This is a genomic window from Pontibacter anaerobius, from assembly GCF_026241195.1.
Classification (GTDB): domain Bacteria; phylum Bacteroidota; class Bacteroidia; order Cytophagales; family Hymenobacteraceae; genus Pontibacter; species Pontibacter anaerobius.
In genome coordinates this window covers 299049-324890 of sequence record NZ_JAPFQO010000002.1, presented here as the reverse complement: position 1 = coordinate 324890, position 25842 = coordinate 299049, and the positions used below count along the sequence as shown (strand labels likewise).

Here is a 25842-nt window from a genome sequence, read left to right as displayed (position 1 = left end):
AATACTTCATAAAAAAAGCCCCTGATGAAGCATCATCAGGGGCTAAATTAAAATTTTATACTAATAGCAGGATCTTAGCTCATCTCTGCCTCTAACAGTTGGCCTGTCTGCGCCTGCTCCTCGTCTATCTTTTTATCTTCCATGCCATGCGTCAATTTATTGATACGCTTCGTCAGAATCATCAAGATAAGGCCAAGCACAATTGTAAAACCGGCGATGTACATGAAGATCTCCAGCTCGCCCAAACGCTGTGCCCAAATACCGATAAGTGAGGCCAGCTTGTTACCTAAACCGGTAACCGCAAAGTATAGACCCATCATAGAAGCCACGATACGCTTTGGCGCTACCTTCGTGATGAAAGAAAGCGATACAGGCGACAGGGCTAACTCACCGATGGTGTGGAACAGGTAGGCAAAAACCAGCCAGTGAAGCGACGAAAGCCCGTCAGCAGAAGAGTTGCGCTGCAAAGAGGCAAACACCATGAAAATAAAACCAATACCCAGAATGGAAGTACCTAGGCCCATTTTGAAGATGGACGGTGGGTTTTTACCCTTTTTAGCCAGAGCAATCCAAATAGAGGCTACAATGCCACCCAAGCTTAAGATAAAGAAAGCGTTCAGTCCCTGAAGCCAGGCCGTAGGCACTTCCCATCCAAACACAAAACGGTCGGTATACTGTAGGGCATACAAGTTCATCAGACCACCAGCCTGCTCAAAAGAGGCCCAGAACACCAGTACTATAATGAATGAAATCAGGATTACAATGATACGGTCCCACTCATTTCTGTTGAAACCCAGGAAGCCCGAATGAGCAGGTTTTGGCTGATCTTTGGTAAAGATCTTATCCTCATTCTTCTCCTCCTTAGTTAAGTTACCTATGCCATGCAGGTATTTACGCCCCCAGATAAACACTACCTGCCCAAGCACCATACCGAAACCGGCAAGGCTGAATCCATAGTGCCAGCCGTAAACCTCGCCAACATAACCAACAATTAGAGAGGCTAGCAGCGCCCCAAGATTAATACCCATATAGAAGATAGTGAAACCAGAGTCGCGACGGCCGTCACCTTCTCTGTACAGGCCACCAACCATGGTTGAGATATTAGGCTTCAGCAGTCCGGTACCTAAAACAATCAGAACCAGAGCCGTATAAAACGCCCACTCCGGCGGGTACGCCATTAAAAAGTGACCAGCCACCAAGGTAAAGCCACCTATTATAACAGCCTTTTTCTGCCCCAGGTATCTGTCGGCAAGTATACCACCTGGGATAGACATCAGGTAAACGAACATTGTGTACGTACCATAAAGCTCCAGAGCTTCTTCATTAGTCCAGCCATATCCCCCATGGGTGGTAGAAACGAGAAACAGCACCAAAATGCCACGCATGCCATAATAGCTGAAGCGTTCCCACATTTCGGTAAAAAACAGTACCATCAATCCTTTAGGATGACCAAAAAGAGTGCCTTGGTTATCCATGAAACCAGGAGCTCTCCCACCAGAGATATTCTGAGATGTTGACATAAATTGGTTGTATGTATTTAAACAGTTTTGCGCATTATAAAAATAAAAATACGACTCTATAATGAGTAATACAAATTTGCCCCCTTCCTGTGTTATTCTGCCAAAAGGTTTTCCAGTTAGAGACAAACACGTGATCTTATTGGTAAAACAGTAAAAATTAAAATTGCATCTCGCTCTATGCTCATAATCAACCAAAAAGCACAAACAAGCACGACTAAATAGGAGTATACTATACTAAAACATCATGTTGTAGCGATTAAATATAGGTATTAGTATATTAAATAGAAGAGATTTATTTTCTGATGTAGCCTTAAACTCAGGGCCTGTTAACGCGTAATAAGCCGTAAAAGCTGCTGCTCTTGGTGAAGCCTGATTTGGTGAGAAGGTGAGTATGCTTCATGTTAAAATTGCAGCTGCCAACACACAGTAACAATGTTTTTTATTCTTAGATACCAGTGTATTTTAGATTCTGACACGCCTGCTCCTAAGGCCTCACCCTTAAGAGCAGGTGGTATTTTTTTAAAAATAAATAAGCTCCTATAAGAATATATAAATTTTTCTATTTTTGTATCATAGTTGCGTAAAACCTAACATTTCAATCAAACCCAAAAAATTTCAATGAAAGAATCTGGAGATAAATCTAACGCAGTAGGTCTCGAGAGCATCGGTATTAGGGAGGCACAAGAAGTGCTGTGGAACCTGACACCTGCTGAGTTGGTGGAGGAAGCCATTAAAAACGGCGAGGGTGCGCTTACAGACAACGGAGCCCTTATGTGTGACACCGGCAAGTTTACCGGCCGCTCGCCAAAAGACCGCTTTATCGTAAAAGATGCCAATACAGAGGATTCTGTATGGTGGGGAGACATCAACATTCCGTTTGACCCTGAGAAGTTTGACCAGCTGCATGCTAAGATGGTAGACTACCTGAAGGACAAAAAACTTTATGTGCGCGATGCTTATGCAGGTGCACACCCTGAGTACCGCTTAAACCTGCGCATTGTAAACACCCAGGCGTGGCAGAATCTCTTCTGCAACAACATGTTCCTGCGTTTAACAAAAGAAGAGCTTAAAGATCACACCCCTGAGTTCACGATTATCTGTGCCCCTGAGTTTGAGGCCGACCCTGCCGTAGACGGAACACGCCAGAGCAATTTCGCTATCATCAACTTCACCAAGAATATGATACTTATTGGTGGAACAGGCTATGCCGGTGAAATGAAGAAGGGCATTTTCGGCGTGCTTAACTACATCCTGCCCCACCACAAGAATACACTGTCTATGCACTGCTCTGCCAATGTTGGTGCAGATGGTGACACTGCTATTTTCTTCGGTCTGTCAGGCACAGGTAAAACCACTCTTTCTGCTGATCCGCACCGTGGTCTTATTGGCGACGATGAGCATGGCTGGACAGAAGACAGCGTGTTTAACTTTGAAGGAGGATGCTACGCCAAGGTAATCGACCTGACTCGTGAAAAAGAGCTACAGATCTGGGACGCGATCAAGTTCGGCTCCATTGTAGAGAATACCCGCTTCTTCCCTGGCACCCGTACAGTAGACTATACAAACAACTCCGTTACAGAAAATACCCGTACAGCCTACCCTATCAACTATATCGACAACGCTGTAGAGCCATCCAGAGCGGATATACCGAAGAACATTTTCTTCCTGACAGCTGATGCGTTCGGTGTGTTACCTCCGATCTCCAAATTAAACCCAAGCCAGGCTATGTACCACTTTATTTCTGGCTACACCGCAAAGGTAGCAGGAACGGAAGTTGGTGTTACAGAGCCACAGACTACCTTCTCTGCCTGCTTTGGCGCCGCTTTCCTGCCATTGCACCCAACCAAGTATGCCGAAATGCTGGGTAAGAAAATGGAGGAAAACAACGTAAACGTGTGGCTGGTGAACACCGGCTGGACTGGCGGCCCTTATGGTGTTGGACACCGTATGAAACTGCCGTACACACGCGCTATGATCACGGCTGCGCTGAACGGTGAGTTAAACCAGGTAGCGTATACCAAGCACCCTGTTTTCGGCGTAGAAATGCCGCAGTCTTGCCCTAACGTGCCGGAGGAGATCCTGAACCCTAAAAACACCTGGGCTAACAAAGACGAATACGATGCCAAGGCAACAGACCTTGCCTCTAAGTTTGTAAAGAACTTCCAGAAATATGCAGCCTATGCAAACGATGAGATTCTGGCTGGAGCACCGCAGGTAGAGGTTACCATCGATTAAGCAATTAAGTACAAGATTTGAAAGCCTCTCTGCGTCATGTGGAGAGGCTTTTTAATTCCCTGTGCGGGTTCAGCATAAATTTTATACATTCGTATACTATTTCAGCTAAGCCAGATTTTAAATTTAATTTCAAAATAGCAGCATCAGTGCATCTTTTCTATACCCCAGATATTACCGGTGAGTTTTATACTTTAAGTGAGGAAGAATCCAAACACTGCACGCGCGTGCTCCGCCTGAGCCATGGCGACACAGTGTACCTTGTCGATGGTATTGGTGGCATGTACACAGCCATTATTCAGGATGCACACCAAAAACGGTGTCAGCTGCAGCTCATTGATAAGCAAATAGAGTATGGTAAAATACCTTATATAGCACACATTGCTGTAGCCCCCACAAAAAACATGGACCGCATGGAGTGGTTTGTAGAGAAAGCCGTGGAGATTGGAATAAGCGAGATTACGTTTTTGTTGTGCGAGCACTCCGAGCGCCGTAACTTAAGAATGGACAGGCTGGAGAAAGTAGCGGTAAGTGCCATGAAGCAATCCAAAAAAGGATACCTCCCCCTCCTGAACGATATGACACCCTTTCACCGTTTCGTTCAGAAGGCCGTGCCTGAATGTACATTTATTGCTCATTTAGAAGATGATGCAACCAAAAGCATAAAGGGCTACTACAAGTATGGGGAGCCGCACTGCATCATGATTGGGCCGGAAGGAGATTTTTCTGCTAATGAGATTACTGCAGCCTATAAGGCAGGGATCAAACCTGTAACATTGGGCCAAAGCAGGTTACGCACCGAAACAGCAGCTTTGGTGGCCTGCCATACATTAAATGTACTGCACGACGTTTTTGCTCCCTTGTAATGATACCAGCAACCTCAACCTATGAACCGACTACTCCTTTTCGTATGCCTGTTGCTCTTTGCTTTAACCACATCAGTAGCTCAGACACACAGCTTTAAGATAGCAAAGTTAAAGTATAACGGCGGCGGCGATTGGTATGCAAATAAAACCTCTCTGCCAAATCTGATCCGTTTCTGTAATCAAAACCTGAACATGAACATCGCTTCTGAAGAGGAGGTAGTTGAGGTTGGAAGTCCGGAACTATTTACGTACCCCTTTGTGCATATGACTGGCCACGGTAACGTTGTTTTTTCGGATACTGAGGCACAAAACCTACGCAGTTACCTGTTAAATGGCGGCTTTCTGCATATTGACGACAATTATGGGCTGGACCAGTATATCAGGAAGGAAATGAAGAAGGTTTTCCCGGAGTATGAGTTCGTGGAACTGCCGTATGACCATCCGATTTACCGCCAAAAGTATAACTTCCCGAGAGGCTTACCCAAAGTGCATGAACACGATAACAAGCCACCTCAGGGCTTTGGTATTATGCACGAGGGAAAATTGGTGTGCTTTTATACTTATGAAACAGACCTTGGTAATGGCTGGGAAGACCAGGAGATTTATAACGACCCGGAGCCTATACGGCAACAGGCATTGCGTATGGGGGCTAATATTTTAACCTTTGCACTTACTCAGGAATAACTAATTTAGAATAGGTAAGTTTAGCTTGTAGCACCACAATTTCAGTATTTCCCCTTTGTAGTTAAAAGACTTTCAGCCTGGCTTTAATCCAATCAATAAAAGCCCCATCCTACCTTAACTATACTTCCTGTTGAATATTTCAGAAAGTATAACTGCGTCACGGGCGGTAACTGGGTTATGGAGCATTTCTGCATAGCGATTAACTTTAGGAGCATGCTGTTGTTCATAGGCCAGAAAAGGTTCTTTCCTACTTAATTTGCTCTGTTTTGCGGCTTCTATTGCTTCTGCTCTCTTCTCCCAGGAAAGTATTCTTGGGGCGTTATCCTCATAATTCTTGTACTTGCGCGGAAATTCTGTTTCAGGAGCCAGAGTTGGGGCACTTGGAGACAGGTCACGTACACGCTCCTTTGCCTGCTGCACTACCTCCTGTCCCTGCTGCTTGGCCTGCTCTACTTTTGGCTGCAGCTCCCTTAGCATATCCTCAAAAGAAGTAACCGGTCTGGCAGGATGCTGCCGCGGAGTTCTTCTTTCTCTGTCGACTTCAACTTCCTCTTCGTCGCCTCCTTTAAAAGCCTTCCGCCACTGTGTCAGCAGAAAGTAAGCTACAGCGGCAAGTATGTATATTATAATTTTAAAATCATCCATAGGACCTTTCTCTTAACCAAATATAGTGAAAATGCGCATCTTTGTCATATGGATACAAAGTATAAATCTACTAGTGAAACTATTTTCAAAGCCAGGCATCTTCTAGTGCTTATGTTAGTTTTTGCAGTTATATACTTTTTGGGGGCACATGAAGGTATTTATTACTCTGATGATCTTGCCTATAGTGAGTTTGCCGGAAGATTAGTTAATGGGACGTTTGATGTGACAGATAATGGTCATACGTTCATTCACAGGCCAACGGTTTTCGTACCAATTTCTATTTTATACCACCTGTTCGGCGTCAACATTTTAACCTATTCTTTTTGGCCCTTCCTTTGTACAATAGGCTGTATATATATTACTTACAAAGTTGCACACCAACACGACCTGAACGCTGCTGTTGCTTCTGTGTTTCTAGCTTTTACGTTCTACTTTATATATTTTATTAATTTCCTATACCCCGATAACATTGTAGCTTTTTTTGTGCTTATAGCTGCCTCCACCTACTTCAGTGTCCTTTATGGTGAAAATAATAAACACCTTTTTAAGGCTATTGTGTTTACAACCAGTCTATTCCTAGCTGGGCTAACTAAAGAAACGGCAGTAGTAGTTTTACCTTTTTTCATGTATCATGCTATCAGAGCGTTCATGAAGAGAAGTGCACTCCAAAAGTTCTGGGTATATAGCTTAGTTACTGGCCTGGTTCTACTCCTGTCTTATTTTACCTGGTACTATATTGAAACCGGGGATCCATTCTATAGGATATCCGAAATGGAAAAGGCAAACATGGTTTATGACAATTACTTAAATAATCCATCCAAAAGCTACTTCCCAAGATTAACAGTAGCCCCGATAGAGGTTTTGATAAGTACAGGCAGCTTCATTACACTTATTTTTTTGCTAGGGGGCGAGAAGATGTTAGAAGATACTGATCTAAAGAAAAAATATTACTGGTTATTCCTTTTTCTTACTGCTTACCTCACTCTCAACTTTTCCTCCACATCTTTATCCGTTTACAACCCTATAAAATTGGATGCTAGAATGTTCAATCTGGTGCTTCCCGCATTAGCGATTTCTGCTAGCTATGGTTTTAACAAAAAATTAAATAGTATAAAATTCACATTAGCATACACATTAATATTTTCACTTACAGCCATATATTTAACTAATAAGGTAGGGGTTATATATGGCTTGTTAGCTTTATACTTTGCTGCACACGCAGCGTGGTTATACTTTGGTTATACTTTAAACCTCACAAAATAAAACCATTACCCTATACTGCTATAGCAGCCATCATAGTTATTCTGGGAATACGGCCTGCCTATTTTATACTTAAGGAGAAAACATTATACTACCAGGAACATAAGCAGTTAATGGAACTCTTGGTACAACAAGCCGATAGCGATAAAACCTCGCAAGCCATACTTCCTGATTATTTATATCACGGCACTAACTACTACTTAAAATATAATAAAGTTAAAGGACTCACATTTTATTCGTACTCTGAAATGGACAGTACTAAGGATTTTACTGGCAAATTCATTTTGATTAACCATGCCTTAAACACAAACCCATCTTTTCACCAGGAATCCCCGCACGAATACTTACTCAAGCTTAGTAGCCAGGGTAAACTTATATGGAAAAGGGCACCTTTAGAGCTATACGAACTATAACATCTCTTTAATTTTACAAGAGGAGATTATTCAAATTATAGTCTTATTTTTGAAGATAGAATTTAGAGTTCCCGCACATACGCATGCAAGTTTCAAAATTAGAGATCAAAGGATTTAAGAGTTTTGGCGACCGCGTCGTTATTAACTTCGATGACGGCATTACAGGTATAGTTGGGCCTAATGGTTGTGGCAAATCAAATATTGTTGATGCCATACGTTGGGTACTGGGAGAGCAGAAAACGCGTAACCTCCGGTCAGACAAGATGGAGAACGTGATCTTCAACGGCTCCAAGACGCGTAAGCCGGTGCAAATGGCGGAGGTTTCCATTACCTTCGACAACAACAAAGGCATCCTCCCTACTGAGTATTCGCAGGTAACCGTAACACGCAAATACTACCGCACCGGAGAGAGTGAGTATATGCTGAACGGGGTTACCTGTCGCTTAAAGGATATCAACGAACTTTTCCTGGATACCGGTATCGGTTCGGATAGCTACGCCATCATTGAGTTGAAAATGGTGGACGAGATTCTAAACGATAAGGAAAACTCACGACGCTTGTTATTTGAGGAGGCCGCAGGTATCTCAAAATTCCGTGTGCGCAAAAAGCAGACACTGAAAAAACTGGAAGAGACTGACGCTGACCTGGAACGCGTGGAAGACTTGCTGCATGAGATTGGCAAGAACATGAAAACGCTGGAACGCCAGGCAAAACAGGCTGTTAAATATTTCAACCTGAAGGATGACTATAAGAAGCACAGTCTGGAGTTTTCCCGCCGTAATATATCACAGTACCAGCAAACACTTGAGCGCCTTGAGCAAGACGTAAACCAGGAAACCTCTCTGAAAGAGCAGTACATAAGTATAGTGTCTGATGCCGAAGAGTCTATTGCCGGGCAGAAAGAGGAACTGAACGAGACTCAGGAAAAGTTGTCAGAAATGCAGCGCTCCATGCAAGTGCAAACAGCCAAACTTCGACAACTGGAGAATGACATCAAATTAAAATCTGAGCGCAGCACCTACCTGAAAGAGCGCCTGCATCAGCTTCGCCAGCAAATCAGCCAGGACACGGCCAACGTGGAGCACACACAGGAAAGTATACTGGAGCTGCGCGACGAGCTAATGGCCGTTCAGGACAATTTTGCGGAGGCTGAAGCACAGGTAGCTGCCATGAAAGAGCAACTGCAGGAGGCTAATGAGCAAAAGGCAATCCTTCAGGAGACATACCAGGATCTAATGCAGCAACAAAAATCTAAACAAAACGAAGTATACCAGCTAAATAAGTCTCTGGAAATAAGCCAGGTGCAGATCCAGAACATTAACCAGGAACTGGAGCGGTTGCAGCAGCAGCAACTTACTGCCGACGAGGACGGCCGCATGCTGCAAGAGCAGCTGCAGGAGGCACAACAGGTGCTCGAGGAAAGAACATCGGAGATGGTTCGGCTGCAGGCAAAGGAAGAAACGCTGCAGCAAAGTATAGAGGCCACAGAGGCCAATGTGGTGGAGCTGAAGGGACAGCTGGTAGAACTGAACCGTACGTTAGATGCCAAACAGAACCAGTATAGCCTCACAAAATCTCTTGTCGAGAATATGGAGGGATTTCCGGAGGCCATTAAGTTCCTCAGTAAGTCAGATAGCTGGGCTAAGCCGGCCCCTCTCCTTTCTGATATACTAGTGTGTAAATCTGACTACAAGCCGCTTATCGAGAGTTACCTGGAGCAATACATGAACTACTTTGTAGTGGATGAGTTGCAGGATGCCATTGATGCAATTGCCCTGCTAAAGCAGGAAAATAAAGGACGGGCCAACTTTATAATACTTTCCGAAATAGAGGAACTGGAGCCAACGGCTACCTTTAACGAGGGAAATCTGCAGGCAGCTTATGAATTGGTGTCTGCAGATAAAAAGTATAGCAGCCTGATGAAATACATGCTCCGTAATGTGTACATCAGCGATGATTCAGAAGAAGAACTCTACGACAGCGAATTCAAAACCATCATCCTGAAGGATGGCAGCGCGATCCGTAAGCCGCTCAGCCTTTCGGGTGGTTCTGTGGGTGTGTTTGACGGGAACCGACTGGGCCGTAAGCAGAACCTGGAGAAGCTGGCAGAGGAAGTAGCCGAGCTGCAGGAGCAGGTAGAGCTGCTTCAAAGCCGCATAAATACTCAGAACCAGATCCTCCAGAACCACAGGAATGAGTCGGAGAAAGATACGATAAAGGGCTTGGAGAAGGAGGTTAGCAAACTGCAGCAAGACCTGCTAACGGTGCGCATTAAGCATGAGCAGCACCAGCAGAACATCCGTAACTTCGACCAAAAGCGTGACGAGTTGCACGAGCGCCTGCTGGAGCTACGCGAGCAAAGTATGGAAGTATCTCCACAAGCTGAAGCCGACATGAAAGAGTTGCAGCGCCTGGAGGAAGAAATATCCGTTTATACGTCTAATATAGAGCGTCAGCAGGAGCAAATAGCCGTTATTTCTGGTCGCTTTAACCAGGAGAATATTCAGTACCACCAGCTTAAAAACCGCTTCGCCAGCCTGCAGCAGGAAATTAGTTATAAGCAAAAGTCTGTTGAGACAAACCAGGAGCGTATTGAGGGGCTGAAGCAGGAGCTGGAAAAATCTGAGCAGGAAATTGCCGAGGCAGACACTTTTATACTTGAGAATCAGGAAGTGGTGGAAAGTATGAATGAGGCACGCCGTGAGTATGCAGAGGAGTTGGAGGAGATAGAGAAAGAGTACTTCACGCTTCGCGGTGATCTGGACGAGAAAGAAAAAAGCATCCGGGAGATGCAGCGAAAGCGCCAGAATTCGGATGAGCTCCTGATGCGTATGCAGCAAGCCAAGAACGATACGCAGTTGAAGTTAGTAGCCATTAAAGAACGATTGGCTGCTGAGTTCAATATTTCGGACGAAGACTTCGCAAGCCCGGTTCCGGAGGAAGAGTTGCTAATCCCGCTATCCAATGATGAGTTGAGTGAGCATATATCAACTGTAAGGATGCAACTGGATAAAATGGGTCCGGTAAATGCCATGGCTGCAGAGGCTTATGCCGAGATCGAGGAGCGTGAAAAATTCATCAGTGAGCAGAGAAATGATTTGGTTAATGCCAAGAATGCCCTTATCGATACAATCAACGAGATCGACACAGTGGCAAAAGAGAAGTTCATGGACTCATTCAACCAGATCAAAGATAACTTTAAGCATGTGTTCCGAAGCCTGTTTACGGAGGAGGATAACTGCGACTTGGTAATATCTGACCCGAAGAATCCGCTGGAGGCTAAAATTGAGATCATGGCTCAGCCAAAAGGCAAGCGCCCGCTCACCATTAATCAGTTATCAGGGGGAGAGAAAACACTTACAGCCATTTCGTTGCTGTTCGCCATCTACCTGCTTAAGCCCGCGCCGTTCTGTATTTTTGATGAGGTAGACGCCCCGCTGGATGACGCCAATATTGACAAGTTCAACAACATCATCCGCAAATTCTCCAATGATTCGCAGTTCATAGTGGTAACGCATAACAAGCGCACCATGTCTTCTACAGATGTCATGTATGGCATCACTATGATAGAGGCCGGTATATCCAGGGTTATACCTGTAGACCTTCGCCAGATAGCTTAGGTATTAATCAAAACAAACAGAGCCGCTCAAATTCAGCGGCTCTGTTTGTTTATAAGCGTATACTTTCATTACCTCACCCCCTGCTCCGGGAATTTTGCTGTCTTGGTTCGGTAAAAAGCCATAATCTTTTCTATGTCGGCCTCTACATCACCTGATGGAATAATGGTAGGTCCGATTCCGGCTTCTTTTTTTGCATAGTCCAGGTAGCCAAGTACAATAGGTACATTCGCCCCAAGAGCTACATAGTAGAACCCTCTTCTCCAACGTGGCTGATACTTTCTTGTCCCCTCAGGAGTTACCATCACACACATGTCCCCCGGTGTTTCCTCAAATATCCTGATCATGGCTTCTACCATGCGCGTGTTTTTAGAGCGATCAATCGGAAGTGCCCCAATTTTTTTCAAAATCGGACCGAAAGGGAATTTCATGAACTCTTTCTTGATGGTATAGCGTATTGGGGCCTCCATAAGGTAAAAGGCAGCGCGGGCATACACAAAGTCCCAATTGCTTGTATGTGGGGCTGCAACCATCACGCAGCGCCTATCTTGTGGAGCTAGTGTACCATTGAGTTTCCAGCCAGTTGCTTTAAAAAACAGCTTAGAAATAAATTTACCGATCATGTATAGTTAGGGTGTTATTAAAAAAGTAGGCAAGGTACAAGCTTGCCTACTTTAAAAAGTCTATCAGACCGTATAGTTACATACTTCTACGCTGTTTTACAAGGCTTCTTTAACAGTTTGGGAGGTTCTTCTCCATAAATAGGCCTGTATTCCAACTCCAATAAGCGGCCCGAGAGATACATTCGACTGATCTCCCTCCCACTCCCGAAAATAACGGAACGACAGCATCGGCTCCACAGAGATTTTCTCATTTACAAACAGTGCATACCCCACCCCCATTGTACCTTCAAACAAGTTAGTCTTGGAGCCAGTGGAGAAATTAAGCAAACCGCCTTTCAGCGCAAGCTCACCAAATATACCATTGTCCAAATAATAGCGCGTAAAGGGGCCGCCTAGCATATAGGTTCTTCTGAAAGTCTGCTTAGCGCCCTCAACTGATACGATATAACTCTCATGGTTAATACCTAAATCTACGCCAATAGCTACATCGTGCATAAAAAAGTAACCACCCTTAAAGTTCAAGTTGGCTAAAATATTGGTGCCATCTTCGGGGCCTAGTGGCTGGTTAATATCTCTTGTTGTTTTCTGTATCGCCGCATCCAAGTTTCCACCAATCAGAACAGAACCATGCTTTACCTTAGCCTTCCACATAAAGCTTTTGTTCTCCTGGGCCAAGGTGAGGGATGAGAAGGAAATAAAGACCAGGAGAAAGAATATTTTAAATTTAATCATATTTTATACGATTCAATATATATGCCTTTTACGATAATCATGCTAAAGGATACATATAAAACCATATTTATTTTAATTTTTTTTCAATTATTTATTTACCAGTTGCCTGATGAAACGCTCCATATGCATCGCATATCTGTAACCAACGTCAAAAATTTCATCTGCCTTTCTAAAACTGATAAGCCGATATGATTTTAACTCTTGTGGTTCCAGCAACAAGTCACACTGATTTAATCGCAACTTAACATTACTGTTGATAGCCAACATAAGCGTGCGTTCAATCATACCTCTTAAGGATATAACTCGCGCCTGGTGATTAACAGGGTTGACGTGGACAGCTATTTTAACGTCACAGTTATTATGTAACGGCTCAATCGGTAAATTATTGAGGAGACCACCATCATTCAGTGTTTTACCATTAAACAGAATGGGTTGATAAAGTATGGGAACGGCAGAGGAAGCTAACAAAGGCTTAATTACCTCACCAGTAGAAAAGTAAGCAGTAACACCTTCATTCATTTCTGTGGCACTAACTACCACCGGAATTTTCAGGTCTTCAAATTTCAGTTGCGAGCCCAGGTATTTATTGTACAGCTTTTCTACTTCCTCCAGGTGCAGCAGACCACTTTTGCCAAATACAGGCCGCATGACGTGGAAAACGCTCAGCTCTTTTATTAGTTTCAGGATTTCTTCCGGGGAATAACCGTAGCCATATAATACCCCCGCAATTGCTCCGGAGCTAACCCCTGAAATCATACTTACTTTTACACCCTGTTCATCCAGAGCCTTTAGAACGCCTAAATGTGCAATTCCTCTGGCACCACCTCCAGATAAAGCCAGCCCGACCCGCATCCTAAAGCTCAGAAAGGCTAAAGGCTTCCTTCAGACGAACGCCCTTTTCAGTATGTTGTACAGTGCAGCATTGGTTTACAGCATCGTGCTCAAAGAATAGCACCATGTTCTCATCAGCAGCACGATTGAGGAACTCAGCCTTCTCATTTAATGTAAGTAGCGGACGCGTATCATACCCCATAACGTATGGCAGCGGGATATGCCCTACTGATGGCAACAAATCAGCCATGTAGGCTATTTTGCGGCCTTTATACTCCATAATCGGAATCATCATCTTATCCGTATGGCCATCCGCATAAAATATTTCAAATTGAGGAATCGGAGAGGGTGTTTGGGGTTCTATAAACTTGAGATGGCCGCTCTCTTGCATGGGAAGTATATTCTCTTTTAAGAAAGAAGCTTTCTCACGGGCATTAGGCTTTGTTGCCCACTCCCAATGAGCAGCATTAGACCAATACGTTGCGTTAGGAAAAACGAGCTCTAAAGCGCCATCCCTGTTTTTATACTTTACACCGCCCCCACAATGGTCAAAGTGGAGGTGCGTCAGAAACATGTCGGTCACATCCTCTGGAGAAAACCCTGCTGCTTTTAAAGAGTTTTGCAAGGTTGCGTCTCCGTGAAGGTAATAGTGGCTAAAAAACTTTGCGTCCTGCTTATCCCCTATACCGTTGTCAATCAGAATCAGCCTGTCGCCATCTTCAATCAGCAAGCATCGCATGGCCCACGTACACAGGTTATTCTCGTCAGCAGGGTTGGAGCGCTGCCACAGTGTCTTAGGTACAACACCAAACATGGCGCCGCCATCTAACTTAAAAAAACCTGTATCTATAATGTGTAGCTTCATTTTGCTTTTGCTTAATGTATGATATCTGAACTATACTTTGGTATAAAGCGGCCTAAAATAAAAATGAACTAGAGTTAAGAACATCTGCTCCCGCCTCTAATTCATTCTTAAGCTCATAGGTAAAGTCTATGCTTCCAGCACAACGCCCATGTTGGAGAACTTTTCAATGCGTTCCATGATACGTTCATCAGGGTTCATGGTTCCGAGTTCATCCACCAACCTGATAACTTCTTTCTTCAGAGTGGCCATCATTTTATCTGGATCTAGGTGCGCGCCACCAAGAGGCTCTTTGATGATACCATCGATCAGCTTATTTTGCAGCATATCCGTGGCCGTGAGCTTAAGCGCCTCGGCAGCCTGCTCCTTATAGTTCCAGCTGCGCCAAAGAATAGAAGAGCATGACTCTGGTGAGATAACAGAATACCAGGTGTTCTCAAGCATCATCACGCGATCACCGATGGCTATACCCAACGCACCGCCCGAAGCTCCCTCGCCAATAATAACACATATAACCGGCACCTTCAGCATAAACATCTCTTTCAGGTTGCGGGCAATAGCCTCTCCTTGTCCACGCTCTTCGGCTTCAAGACCCGGGAAGGCACCTGGCGTATCGATAAACGTAACAATAGGCTTGTTAAACTTCTCCGCCATTTTCATCAGGCGAAGTGCTTTCCTATAGCCCTCAGGGTTCGCCATACCAAAATTGCGCATCTGTCGTTGTTTGGTATTACGGCCCTTCTGCTGGCCTATAAACATTACGCTGCGGCCATCTACCTCTCCAAAGCCTCCAACCATGGCCTTGTCATCACTCACGGTGCGGTCTCCGTGCAACTCCACAAATTTATCCGTGATGCCGTGGATGTAATCCAAAGTATAAGGTCTTTCAGGATGGCGCGAAAGCTGCACGCGCTGCCAACGGGTTAAATTGGCGTATGTTTCTTTTTTGAGTGTCTTGATTTTCTCTTCCAGAGCCTTAACCGCCTCCGATACATCAACCTGACTCTCGTCAGCAAGTTTTTTCATCTCCTGCAGTTTGCCCTCCAGGGCAGCAATGGGCTGTTCGAAATCTAAAAGCATAAGTTCGTACCTTGTGTTTAGCACCACAAATTTAAGATTTTCCTTCAATGCACGTAACAGAAGTAGCGATTTATACTTAAGGATAAAATTAATTTACCTGTAAATGAAGCTGTTTACTATTTACACGTAAAATATAGGGTTAAAATGATGCATAGCATTTGCACATTTAAATCCGGAAACATACCTTTGCATCACTTTAACACTCACAGTTAAGGAAAAGACAAACGGTCTGGTAGTTCAGTTGGTTAGAATGCCGCCCTGTCACGGCGGAGGTCGCGGGTTCGAGTCCCGTCCAGACCGCAGGTAAAACTGCGGTAGACGCACAAGCAGCGCAAGAGGTGCTGCAAACATCAAAAGTATTGGTCTGGTAGTTCAGTTGGTTAGAATGCCGCCCTGTCACGGCGGAGGTCGCGGGTTCGAGTCCCGTCCAGACCGCAGGTAAAACTGCGGTAGACGCACAAGCAGCGCAAGAGGTGCTGCAAACATCAAAAGTATTGGTCTGGTAGTTCAGTTGGTTAGAATGCCGCCCTGTCACGGCGGAGGTCGCGGGTTCGAGTCCCGTCCAGACCGCTCTCTTAAAGAGCTTGTGTAATAACGCAAGCTCTTTTTTGTTGCCTATACTTTTACGCAAAAGGTTAGGCAACAAAAAAGAAGGCCGGCAGAACTTAATCAGCCGGCCTTTCTTATTATAAGTAAAGCATTGATGCTAGTTTATACTTTCTACTGAAGCTCGTGGTAATTGTACACCTTGTGTCCGCCCTCAACCAGGTAGCTGTCGCGCTTGAAGAGCTCGATGTCTGACTCCATCATGTCTTTCACCAGCGCAGGCAGGTCATACTTCGGCACCCACTGCAGTTTCTCCTTGGCCTTGGTGGCATCGCCGATCAGCAGCTCCACCTCGGTTGGACGGAAGTAGTTCGGGTCTACGCACACCACCTCACGGCCAAGCTCCAAGTGATAGTCCGGGTTATTGCAGGCGGCCACATAGCCTTTCTCCTCCACGCCCTCTCCCCTGAACTCGATCTCAATGCCAAGCTCGGCGAAGGACATCTTAACGAACTCACGCACGGTGGTGGTCACGCCTGTGGCAATCACATAATCCTCCGGCTCGTCCTGCTGCAGAATGCGCCACATAGCCTCCACATAGTCCTTTGCGTGGCCCCAGTCGCGCTTGGCATCCATATTACCCAGGTACAGCTTGTCCTGCAGGCCCATACCGATACGGGCGGCAGCGCGGGTGATCTTTCTTGTTACAAAAGTCTCGCCTCTGAGCGGCGACTCGTGGTTGAATAGGATGCCATTGCAGGCGTACATGCCGTAGGCCTCGCGGTAGTTCACCGTGATCCAATAGCCGTATAGCTTGGCCACGGCATATGGCGAGCGTGGGTAGAACGGCGTAGTCTCTGACTGTGGCACGGCCTGCACCAGGCCATAAAGTTCAGAGGTAGAGGCTTGGTACACTTTTGTCTTCTTCGTCAGGCCAAGGATACGGATAGCCTCCAGGATGCGTAGTGTGCCCAAGCCATCGGCATTGGCCGTGTACTCCGGCGTGTCGAAGCTCACCTTCACGTGGCTCATGGCGGCCAAGTTGTAGATCTCGTCCGGCTGTGTCTCCTGGATGATGCGGATCAGGTTGGTGGAGTCCGTCAGGTCGCCATAGTGCAGCTTGAAGTTGATGTTCTTCTCGTGTGGGTCCTGGTATAAGTGGTCAATTCTATCTGTGTTGAAGCTGGAGCTACGGCGCTTGATGCCGTGCACCTTGTATCCTTTGCTTAGAAGTAACTCCGCCAGGTATGCTCCATCCTGACCGGTTACACCAGTGATAAGGGCAGTTTTCATTATGTAAAGGGTTTGTAAAAGTATAGTGAAGATTATAGTAAACGGGTATATATACTATACTTCTACAATTTTGTTTTTGAAATCTGCATAAGCTAGAGAAATTCCTTCCTCCAGGCTTGTAGAGTGCTTGTAACCAAGAGAATGTAATTTATACACATCCATCAGTTTTCGGGGTGTGCCGTCTGGCTTGGTTGTATCAAACTCTAGTCCACCCTCAAATTGCACAACATCTTTCACGAGCAGGGCCAGGTCCTTGATGGTGATGTCCTCGCCAGTGCCAATGTTAACTAACTCCCTACCGTTATAGTGCTCCATTAAGTATAAACAAGCATCGGCCAGGTCATCGGCAAAGAGAAACTCGCGTCGAGGGCTTCCCGTGCCCCACACCGTGACAGTAGGTGCCCCGTTCTCCTTCGCCTCATGGAACTTGCGGATAAGCGCCGGCAGCACGTGAGAGTTATTCAGGTCGTAATTGTCGTTGTAACCGTAAAGGTTGGTGGGCATTACGCTGATGAAGTTGCAGCCGTACTGATCGCGGTAGGCCTCGCAGAGCTTGATGCCGGCTATCTTGGCGATGGCATAGGGCTCATTGGTCTGCTCCAAAGGGCCTGTCAGCAGGTATTCTTCTTTGAGAGGCTGTGGCGCCAGCTTCGGGTAGATACAGGAGGAGCCAAGAAACATGAGCTTCTCCACGCCATTCCTGTAGGCTGCATGAATGATGTTAGCCTCCATCATGAGGTTATCGTAAAGGAACTCGGCGCGGAAGGTGTTATTGGCCTGTATGCCCCCCACTTTGGCAGCGGCCAGAAACACGTATTCCGGCTGCTCCTCTTCGAAGAAACTCTCCACGGCCATCTGGCTTCTTAGGTCCAGTTCCTTGGATGTGCGGGTGATGATGTTGATGAAGCCTTCGTTTTGAAGCTTCCGTACGATGGCTGAGCCGACCATACCTCTATGGCCCGCCACGTATATCTTGGAATTTTTAAGCATAAATATGTTGAAGAAAGGTATATAAACAAAAAAGGGGTTTTACCCCCTTATTCGTTTCCACCAAGACTTTGTTTCATTGTCTTCAGCATAATACCCATACCCATAGCCGTATCCATAGCCATAGCCGTAGTTTAGTTTCTTATAATCAACATCATTGAAGAGTATGGCTGTGTTTCGAATTTTACCAGACTCGTGCTGTAGCTGCACATTCTTCAGGAAATCTCTAATTGTGTAATCCTGCCGCACCATAAAAACGTTGGCATCAGAAATCTGCATCAACTCCAAACCGTCCGAAAGTATACCAACAGGAGGCGTATCCATGATAATATAATCGTACCTCGTCTTCAACTCTACAATCAGGTCGGACATTCTGTTGCTCAAAAGCAGTTCAGAAGGATTTGGTGGAATATCGCCAGAAGGCAGTACATGCAAGTTTTCCTGAATAGTAGTATTTATCACGTTTTCAAGAGCAGCATGACCAGCCAAGTAATTGCTCAGGCCTGTGCTGCTGTTTACCCCTAAGTCTGTATTGTTATTTGGCTTGCGCATATCCGCGTTAACTAGGAGTGTGCGCTCTCCGGAGATGGAAATGATATAAGCCAGGTTTTTAGCTGAAAACGTTTTACCCTCACCACTAATTGATGATGTGATCACAATAATCTTCCCTCCTTCAGTGGTTGTATCTGTAACCCCAGTCATGTAGCGCAAGTTAGAGCGCACAGTCCTGAAAGCCTCTGCCAGCGCAGATTTAGGGCTTAGGTTAGCCAAAAGATTATCTTCTTTTTTGTTATGCCCTACCAACCCCAGTAATGGAAGCTGAGTATGTTTCGCAATCTCCTCAACAGTGTGAACCTTATTGTTCATCAGTTCCTTCAGGAAAATGAAAGCAAAAGGTAACCCCAGTCCGATGGCGAGAGCAATGCCATAATTACGAAGAGGCAACGGAGCTGTCTGTTTACTTACAGAAGCTTCTTTCAGTATGGTAACATCTGAAGTATTAGCAGCTTTGGAGATACCCGCCTCTGCGCGCTTCTCCATCAGGAAAACATACAGGTTCTCGCTCAGATTATAAAGCCTCTGTATATTGATTAACTGCCTTTCTGAAGAAGGTAATTTTTGTAACTCTGCCGCAGCCTTATTGATACGCTGGTTAAGGTTTCTCAACCCAATCTGATTGGCTTCCTCTAAGCTTTCCAAGTTTTCCAGCAAGGACGCTCTAACCTCATTAAGTTGTTGACGCTTTAATTTTATAGCCGGGTTTTCTTGTCCCTGTCCGGTTGAAGCTACACTAAGTTCTGTTTGAAGTGAAACCAACTGAGAGACCAAGGCATTCAGAACAGGATCACTGATACCTAATGTAGCAGGAGCTTGTATAAGCTCTTCAGGGTTCTCTTTGCTAAGGTAGGTAGAAAGGTAGTCATAGTAGCGCGAATTCATCAACAGTTCGGCTTTCTTCTGTTCCAGAGATTGCAGTTCTCCGGCTACTTGTGCCCCAGCGGCACTTAGATCCATCGCTGCGTTACGCTTTTTAAAATCCTCCAGGCGAGATTCTATAAAGTATAAAGAGTCACTAATTTGCTGTAGCTGCATATCAATGAAGCTAAGAGTCCCGGTAGCTTTGGCATTCTTAATATCCAGGTTGTTCTGCTTATAGGTCTCCATGTGGGCGTTCAGGTAATCAATATCCTTTTTAGGGGTGGTACCTGCTACCGTAAACACTAAGGCAGATGCATCGCCACCATATGGTGCTACAGAAAGGTTGGATGCATAGCGTTTTGCTAAGTCATCAAGGTTATTGATTTTAAAGAGAATCTCATTACCAGTGAAAGGCTCAGGCTTGATTAAATTAACAGTAAAGGCAAAATCATCTAGTAGGTAAGACTGACCGAACTTGAAAGTTTTACCAGCCACCTTCTTATTCCACGTCAAGTTCTCAGAAGACAGAATGTAATTATCACCGTCAGCTAAGCTTATCTTAAATAAAACATCATAGGGAACGTCAGCTCCTGTTGAATCGAATACAACATGAATAGGAGCTTCAGACTTGTAAGCTTCTAACAGGAGTACATTACCTTGTATGTAATAGCTCACCTGAAAATCCAGCTTGTCCAGGGTCTTGCGGGCTAGCGTTTTAGTCTTTAATAAAATAGACTCGTTCGTTAAGCCTTGAGCTCCTTTAAACATTTCATTTCCATAAAGCAATGCAGCAGCAGCACCGTTGTTCGCATCACCGGAAAACATAACAGAAGAGGAAACCTCATACTGTGGGACAGTGTACCGATTAACCAAATAAGCGGCTGATAAAGCTATTACTGCCCCAAGTACAAACAAATACCATTTAGAAATGGCAGAGTTTAAAAGAGCTTTGAAGTCTATGAAGCTATTTTCTTCAGGATTGAATGTAGATTCCAACTTATAAAGTTATTGTAGTCTGTTAACAAGAAGAACGATGGAGGCAATTATACCAAAGCCAAGAGAGAAGGTGCCCAACACATTCTCTCGGAAGAATTTAGCTGGCAGCGGGTCGACGACGATCATATCGTCGGGCTGAAGGTAAAAATTATTCTTTGCCAACGTTTGGTCATCGAGGAGGCTGAATGCATAAATCTTGGCTTGGCCTTCTTCATAGCGAATCAATTTAATCTTACCACGGTTAGCATAAGGACTTAAGCCGCCCGCCGTAGCAATAGCCTCCATCACATTAATATTATCCTGATAGGTTGTGAACTGTCCTTGGCTTGTTACTTCTCCTACTATGGTATAGCGGAATGTCAGTAGTCTAAGATTTACAGTTGGGTTAGCAAGGAATGGCTTCAACGCATCGGTTACAGCAACTCGGGCTTCAGGCATACTTAACTCCCCTAAATGCACTTTGCCAACCACGGGAAGCAAGATATCCCCATCATCATCGATGGTATAGCCATCTAGCACTGGATCCGTTGCGCCAAAAGTTGTGGTGCCAGAGCTAAGAAAGTCATATTCTGCTGGTGTAGTGGTTTGTACCTTAAGCGATAGTACATCACCGGGCTTTAAGGTATAAACTGGCTTGTGCAGCTCAAATGTTTTCAAAAGCTCATCTGCTTTGCCCTGATTTTTCACTTTCGGGTTCTCCTGCAGCAGGAGGAGCTTTTTTTGTGGGACGCAGGAGGCAAATACTACCATCCCAAGCACGAACCACCATGCGATAAGGGTTTTGCGCATCGGTTTCTTTATTCCTTCTATTAAAAAGTAGGCTATTCGCTACTATAAATATATGACTGTTCTATCGACTGAAATGGTAAAATTATGAAAATATTGTGTGAGAAAGCAGATTTAACTTCAATTAAATTTAAAACAAACATCTAAAACTGAAGCTGGATGCCGTTTGATATAGCATAAACAAACCTGGTGACAGGAACGATAGGCTCGTCTTCATAAGTACAGCTGAAGTTGGTCTTAAAGGAGAACTTATTCGTGAGTTTTACCTGCAGGGTCAAATCCCCACTCACCCTGTTTCTGAAGGAATCGATGTTATCGTCGAACCCAACCTGGTAGTAAACAATGCCTTCAGTGCTCACTTGCTCATTTAGCTTTACCTTTCCGCTCAGGTAATTGGTTGACTTGAGAAGATCAGATACTATCAGTTTTTGTTCCAGCTCCGGGTTCTCCCACTCCTCATGCTCATGCATGAACCCGGTTCCGAAGTATAAACTACTATTCTCGCCTTTCAGTATCCGGTACCGTACTCCTGCACCAGCAAGCGTTCTAAACTCCAAACCCCTGGCCTTATCTGCCTGCAACTGGGTGAATAGCTCGTAAGACAAGCGCTTTTTGCGTAGAACGTTTATCCTGAAATGAGAGTAGCCCGTACTTGCCACTGTATTCCGCAGCTCTTCGGAATCATAATTTACAAGCAGGTAATTATAATAATTGAGCAGCAGGTAACTGTGCTTCTCAGAAACATAGGCTAGATCACCATTGAAGGTTAGCTGTAGGTAATTATTGGGGTTGTCTTTTCCTGCATTCCTGTTAAACATAGAGAAGCTTAGGCCACCCTTTCCTGTAAAATAGTTTGCTGAATCCTGCTCCATCCTTGCTCGCTCAATATTAAGAATCTGCGCCTGCCCCTGGTTAGAGACAAAGTATAGAAGAAAGAATGATAGCACGAGAACACAACGAAATGCTGACGCAGGACTGTTAACTGTAAAGATATTTTTTGCCATTGAACTTAAGAGAAAACTAAACATTTGACCAAGTCTAACGGATATATTAGAAAGGAGCAAGTAGGGCCAAGACTAATGATGTGAATTATACATCCATTTATATTCTGTACTTACTAAGTACTCCCTTTTATAGATCATATAGCATTTAGTATCCATGGCAAGGAGTTCAGTAGAGTTGATTGAGGCGCTTCGCGATACGGCAAACCGATTACGCACGGGTGCAAAGTATGAGTGGGGCCATATGGGCAGCTGCAATTGCGGCCATCTCGCCCAAACCATCACAAAGTATAGCAAAGGGCAAATACACGGGGCTGCCATGTGGCGATACGGCGACTGGCGCGAGCAACTGCGCGATTATTGCCCACAGAGTGGCCTTCCGCTTGATGAGATTATCGACCAGATACTCGAAATAGGCGTTACAAGAGAAGAACTTGCCCATTTGGAGTCACTTTCTCAGCCGGAAATAATTAACCTGCTGCCAGACCACCGCAAAAACCTGAAACACAACCAGCGCAATGACGTGGTGCTATACCTGGAAACATGGGCCCAACTTCTGGAGCAACAGCTTAAAACACCTTATAAACTATCCGTGGAGACGGGAGAGTTGGTGCCCGCATAATCCTCAGCCTCGGATTTATACTTCGATCGAATAAAGTTTTTCTTTAGCTTTATGCTGATAAGGAAAGACATTACCCATGTATAAAGAAGAGACTATAGGCGCAGCAGCCAAGTATGTGCAGGAAATGCTATCGGGCGAAGGCTCAGGACATGACTGGTGGCATATTCAACGGGTGTGGACAAATGCCCGTTATATCGCCAGACAGGAACAAGCTGACCTGTATGTGGTGGAACTTGCCGCCCTCCTACACGATATTGGCGATCACAAATTTCATAACGGAGATGAAACGGTAGGGCCACGCATGGCCCGCGAGTGGCTGGAGCAGCACAGTGTGGAGGAAGCGGTTATACTTCATGTGTGCGACATCATCAAAAGTTTATCTTTTAAAGGAGCCGGCACTTCTTCGGCCATGCCAACTTTGGAAGGCAGGATTGTGCAGGATGCTGACCGTTTAGATGCGATCGGTGCCATTGGCATAGCCCGTACCTTTGCATACGGCGGACACAAAAACCGAGAGATGTATAACCCAAGTATAAACCCTATACTTCACGATTCATTCGAAGCTTACAAATCCAGCACCGCCCCCACCATTAATCATTTCTACGAAAAGCTTTTACTGCTGAAAGACCGTATGCATACAGATACCGCTAAAAGTATGGCTCAGCAGCGCCACCAGTACATGGAGGATTTCCTGGAGCAGTTTTATGCGGAATGGGAAGGTAAAAGGTAAAAGCCAAACGGCATTGTGCTGAAAGCCTGAGCTTTGAAATTACCGTTTATACCTTAATACGACTCAAAAAGAAATAGTAAAGCTAGTTCATGGAGATACCATTACTCTCAGATATAGTCATTATACTTGGTTTGGCAGTTATTGTCATACTTCTTTTCCAGCGCTTTAAACTCCCAACTATACTTGGCTTCCTGGCCACCGGTGTTATAGCCGGCCCACATGGGCTTAGCCTTATCAATGCTTTACATGATATTGAGATTCTGGCTGAGATAGGTGTAATTCTGCTGCTCTTTATTATCGGCATGGAGTTCTCTCTCAAACAGTTGGCCATGATCAAGCGGACGGTGCTGCTGGGCGGCACGGTGCAGGTGCTGGCCACCATTGGGTTGGTTGCGCTGGTAATGGTACTGCTGGAATTTAATTGGGGAGAAGCCGTTTTCATGGGCTTTCTGATATCCCTAAGTAGCACTGCCATTGTTTTAAAGCTGCTGCAAGACCGTGGGGAGATAAACAGCCCGCAGGGACGTGTGGTGCTGGGTATACTTATTTTTCAGGATATCATTGTGGTGCCGATGATGCTGCTTGCCCCTCTCATGGCGGGCGGCTCAGAGAATGTGGGCGCTTCCCTACTGCTGATGGCTTTAAAAGGAGCCTTCGTGATTGTTTTTGTATTGATCAGTGCCCGCTACCTGGTGCCCCGCCTTTTATATCTTGTGGCCGAAACCAAGAGTAAAGAGCTTTTTATACTTAGTGTGGTCGTGATCTGCTTCGCTGTTGCCTGGCTCACCTCTAGCCTGGGACTTTCGCTGGCGCTCGGTGCTTTTATGGCCGGGCTGATTATTTCAGAATCAGAGTACAGCCACCAGGCAACCAGCAACATCCTCCCCTTTCGTGAGATCTTCACCAGCTTCTTCTTTGTGTCGATCGGTATGCTGCTCGATTTTAACTTCCTGCTGCAGCACCTTCCTGTGATCCTGCTCTTCACGTTGCTGACGTTCCTGCTAAAAGGCATAGTGGCCACACTTGCCTCGCGGATGCTGCAATATCCGCTGCGGGTGTCGCTACTTGTGGGTTTATCGCTTTTCCAAGTGGGTGAGTTTGCATTTATACTTTCCAAAACTGGTATAAACAACGGGCTGCTATCCGAGGAAACGTATCAGTATTTTCTTTCCGTATCGCTGCTTACTATGGGGGTAACTCCTTTTGTGATGGGCTCTTACCGCAAACTGGCTGATTTGATCGCCCGCCCCTTCTCCTCGGTGCAAGAACCCATGCCGTTTGCGCAGCAGTCGAAAGAACTGCACGGAGACTTGCCTGAGCTGGATGACCACATCATTATTATTGGGTATGGCATAAACGGGCGCAACGTGGCCAAGGCAGCCAGGTATGCCAGCATCCCTTACGTTATAGTAGAGTTGAATGCCGCCACGGTTAAAAATGAGCGTAAAATAGGAGAGCCGATCGTATACGGCGACGCTGTTCACCCCATGATCCTGTCGCACATCAATATACATAAGGCAAGGGTAGTCGTTATAGCGATATCAGACCCGGAGGCCACCAAACGAATCATCACTACCATCCGGGAGATCTCAGAAAAGGTACACATCATCGTGCGAACCCGCTTTTTGCAAGAGATGGAAGAAAACTACAGGTTGGGTGCCGACGAAGTGATACCGGAGGAGTTTGAAACAAGTATAGAAATCTTTACCCGTACTTTAAACAAATACCTGATGCCCCGGGATGAAATTGAGGCGTTCACACAGAAAATAAGGTCTGATAACTATGAGATGCTGCGCAGCCTTGCTACAAAACGCCATGCTGATGTGGCGAAACTCAGTGTAGAGCTTCCGGATATTGAAGTGGCTACCCTCAGGGTTTTCACGAAAGACTCTGACATCATTGGAAAACCTTTACTAGAATCCAACATACGTAACAAGTTCTCCACTACCGTAGTGGCCATAAAACGGAAAGAGCAGGTAATATTAAACATAAACGCAGATACTAAAATAGAGCGTGGAGACTTGCTTTATGTAGTTGGCAAACCCTCTGATGTACTACGCTTTAATAATTTTCTAAAAGAATAAGCTGGGGCGGTTC

General features: G+C 45.2%; 20 protein-coding genes and 3 tRNA genes. 11 read left to right on the top strand and 12 right to left on the bottom strand.

Annotated elements, in window-relative coordinates; all coding sequences use genetic code 11:
- Nucleotides 1-74: 74 nt before the first annotated feature.
- Nucleotides 75-1475 (bottom strand): peptide MFS transporter, encoded by a 1401-nt coding sequence (locus OO017_RS04745; RefSeq protein ID WP_369426409.1) that lies wholly within the window; start codon nucleotides 1473-1475, stop codon nucleotides 75-77.
- 663 nt (nucleotides 1476-2138) lie between these two features.
- On the opposite strand from OO017_RS04745, the gene pckA reads away from it, so the two are divergent.
- The 3 genes from pckA to OO017_RS04730 all read left to right on the top strand — a co-directional run bounded on the left by pckA (nucleotide 2139) and on the right by OO017_RS04730 (nucleotide 5302).
- Nucleotides 2139-3755 (top strand): phosphoenolpyruvate carboxykinase (ATP), encoded by a 1617-nt coding sequence (gene pckA / locus OO017_RS04740; protein WP_266051302.1) that lies wholly within the window; start codon nucleotides 2139-2141, stop codon nucleotides 3753-3755.
- 146 nt (nucleotides 3756-3901) lie between these two features.
- A complete protein-coding gene (locus tag OO017_RS04735; protein WP_266051301.1) occupies nucleotides 3902-4618 on the top strand; it encodes a 16S rRNA (uracil(1498)-N(3))-methyltransferase in 717 nt (238 codons plus the stop codon).
- A 21-nt stretch (nucleotides 4619-4639) separates the two neighbouring features.
- A complete protein-coding gene (locus tag OO017_RS04730; RefSeq protein WP_266051300.1) occupies nucleotides 4640-5302 on the top strand; it encodes a DUF4159 domain-containing protein in 663 nt (220 codons plus the stop codon).
- Between the two features lie 114 nt (nucleotides 5303-5416).
- Here the strand turns inward: OO017_RS04730 and OO017_RS04725 are convergent, their stop codons facing one another.
- Nucleotides 5417-5947 (bottom strand): hypothetical protein, encoded by a 531-nt coding sequence (locus OO017_RS04725; RefSeq protein WP_266051298.1) that lies wholly within the window; start codon nucleotides 5945-5947, stop codon nucleotides 5417-5419.
- A gap of 48 nt (nucleotides 5948-5995) precedes the next feature.
- Between OO017_RS04725 and OO017_RS04720 the strand changes: the two genes are divergently transcribed.
- Together OO017_RS04720 and smc are read left to right on the top strand one after the other, a co-directional pair.
- On the top strand, nucleotides 5996-7210 hold the full coding sequence (locus OO017_RS04720) for an ArnT family glycosyltransferase (protein WP_266051297.1): 1215 nt from the start codon (nucleotides 5996-5998) through the stop codon (nucleotides 7208-7210).
- Nucleotides 7211-7703: 493 nt separating this feature from the next.
- Entirely contained in the window at nucleotides 7704-11240 is a 3537-nt protein-coding gene (smc, locus tag OO017_RS04715; protein ID WP_266051296.1) for a chromosome segregation protein SMC, read from the top strand.
- 68 nt (nucleotides 11241-11308) lie between these two features.
- Here smc and OO017_RS04710 read toward each other — a convergent pair whose 3' ends face one another.
- The 5 genes from OO017_RS04710 to OO017_RS04690 all read right to left on the bottom strand — a co-directional run bounded on the left by OO017_RS04710 (nucleotide 11309) and on the right by OO017_RS04690 (nucleotide 15365).
- Nucleotides 11309-11860, bottom strand: a complete 552-nt coding sequence (locus OO017_RS04710) for a 1-acyl-sn-glycerol-3-phosphate acyltransferase (protein WP_266051294.1) — start codon at nucleotides 11858-11860, stop codon at nucleotides 11309-11311.
- Nucleotides 11861-11956: 96 nt separating this feature from the next.
- Nucleotides 11957-12592, bottom strand: a complete 636-nt coding sequence (locus tag OO017_RS04705; RefSeq protein WP_266051293.1) for a hypothetical protein — start codon at nucleotides 12590-12592, stop codon at nucleotides 11957-11959.
- An 87-nt stretch (nucleotides 12593-12679) separates the two neighbouring features.
- Nucleotides 12680-13444, bottom strand: a complete 765-nt coding sequence (locus OO017_RS04700; RefSeq protein WP_266051292.1) for a patatin-like phospholipase family protein — start codon at nucleotides 13442-13444, stop codon at nucleotides 12680-12682.
- A gap of 1 nt (nucleotide 13445) precedes the next feature.
- Nucleotides 13446-14288, bottom strand: coding sequence for an MBL fold metallo-hydrolase (locus OO017_RS04695; protein ID WP_266051291.1), 843 nt, complete (start codon nucleotides 14286-14288; stop codon nucleotides 13446-13448).
- Between the two features lie 126 nt (nucleotides 14289-14414).
- Nucleotides 14415-15365: an acetyl-CoA carboxylase carboxyltransferase subunit alpha gene (locus tag OO017_RS04690; protein WP_266051290.1), complete on the bottom strand. Its 951-nt coding sequence runs from the start codon at nucleotides 15363-15365 to the stop codon at nucleotides 14415-14417.
- A 226-nt stretch (nucleotides 15366-15591) separates the two neighbouring features.
- On the opposite strand from OO017_RS04690, the gene OO017_RS04685 reads away from it, so the two are divergent.
- The 3 genes from OO017_RS04685 to OO017_RS04675 all read left to right on the top strand — a co-directional run bounded on the left by OO017_RS04685 (nucleotide 15592) and on the right by OO017_RS04675 (nucleotide 15935).
- Nucleotides 15592-15665: transfer RNA gene (locus tag OO017_RS04685), tRNA-Asp, on the top strand.
- Between the two features lie 61 nt (nucleotides 15666-15726).
- Nucleotides 15727-15800 (top strand) — tRNA-Asp (locus OO017_RS04680).
- Between the two features lie 61 nt (nucleotides 15801-15861).
- Nucleotides 15862-15935 (top strand) — tRNA-Asp (locus OO017_RS04675).
- A gap of 150 nt (nucleotides 15936-16085) precedes the next feature.
- Here the strand turns inward: OO017_RS04675 and gmd are convergent.
- From gmd to OO017_RS04650, 5 genes are all read right to left on the bottom strand, one after another.
- Complete coding sequence (gmd, locus tag OO017_RS04670; protein WP_266051289.1) at nucleotides 16086-17204, bottom strand: GDP-mannose 4,6-dehydratase; 1119 nt, start codon at nucleotides 17202-17204, stop codon at nucleotides 16086-16088.
- 54 nt (nucleotides 17205-17258) lie between these two features.
- On the bottom strand, nucleotides 17259-18194 hold the full coding sequence (gene fcl / locus OO017_RS04665; RefSeq protein ID WP_266051288.1) for a GDP-L-fucose synthase: 936 nt from the start codon (nucleotides 18192-18194) through the stop codon (nucleotides 17259-17261).
- 39 nt (nucleotides 18195-18233) lie between these two features.
- Complete coding sequence (locus tag OO017_RS04660; protein WP_266051287.1) at nucleotides 18234-20606, bottom strand: GumC family protein; 2373 nt, start codon at nucleotides 20604-20606, stop codon at nucleotides 18234-18236.
- 9 nt (nucleotides 20607-20615) lie between these two features.
- Nucleotides 20616-21395, bottom strand: a complete 780-nt coding sequence (locus OO017_RS04655; RefSeq protein ID WP_266051286.1) for a polysaccharide biosynthesis/export family protein — start codon at nucleotides 21393-21395, stop codon at nucleotides 20616-20618.
- A gap of 140 nt (nucleotides 21396-21535) precedes the next feature.
- Nucleotides 21536-22339 (bottom strand): DUF481 domain-containing protein, encoded by an 804-nt coding sequence (locus OO017_RS04650; RefSeq protein ID WP_266051285.1) that lies wholly within the window; start codon nucleotides 22337-22339, stop codon nucleotides 21536-21538.
- A 211-nt stretch (nucleotides 22340-22550) separates the two neighbouring features.
- Between OO017_RS04650 and OO017_RS04645 the strand changes: the two genes are divergently transcribed.
- The 3 genes from OO017_RS04645 to OO017_RS04635 all read left to right on the top strand — a co-directional run bounded on the left by OO017_RS04645 (nucleotide 22551) and on the right by OO017_RS04635 (nucleotide 25829).
- The gene (locus tag OO017_RS04645) at nucleotides 22551-23015 is read left to right on the top strand and encodes a hypothetical protein (RefSeq protein ID WP_266051284.1); all 465 of its coding nucleotides are present in this window, start codon (nucleotides 22551-22553) and stop codon (nucleotides 23013-23015) included.
- A 76-nt stretch (nucleotides 23016-23091) separates the two neighbouring features.
- Nucleotides 23092-23745, top strand: a complete 654-nt coding sequence (locus tag OO017_RS04640) for an HD domain-containing protein (protein WP_266051283.1) — start codon at nucleotides 23092-23094, stop codon at nucleotides 23743-23745.
- Nucleotides 23746-23834: 89 nt separating this feature from the next.
- The gene (locus tag OO017_RS04635) at nucleotides 23835-25829 is read left to right on the top strand and encodes a monovalent cation:proton antiporter family protein (RefSeq protein WP_266051282.1); all 1995 of its coding nucleotides are present in this window, start codon (nucleotides 23835-23837) and stop codon (nucleotides 25827-25829) included.
- Nucleotides 25830-25842 lie beyond the last annotated feature (13 nt).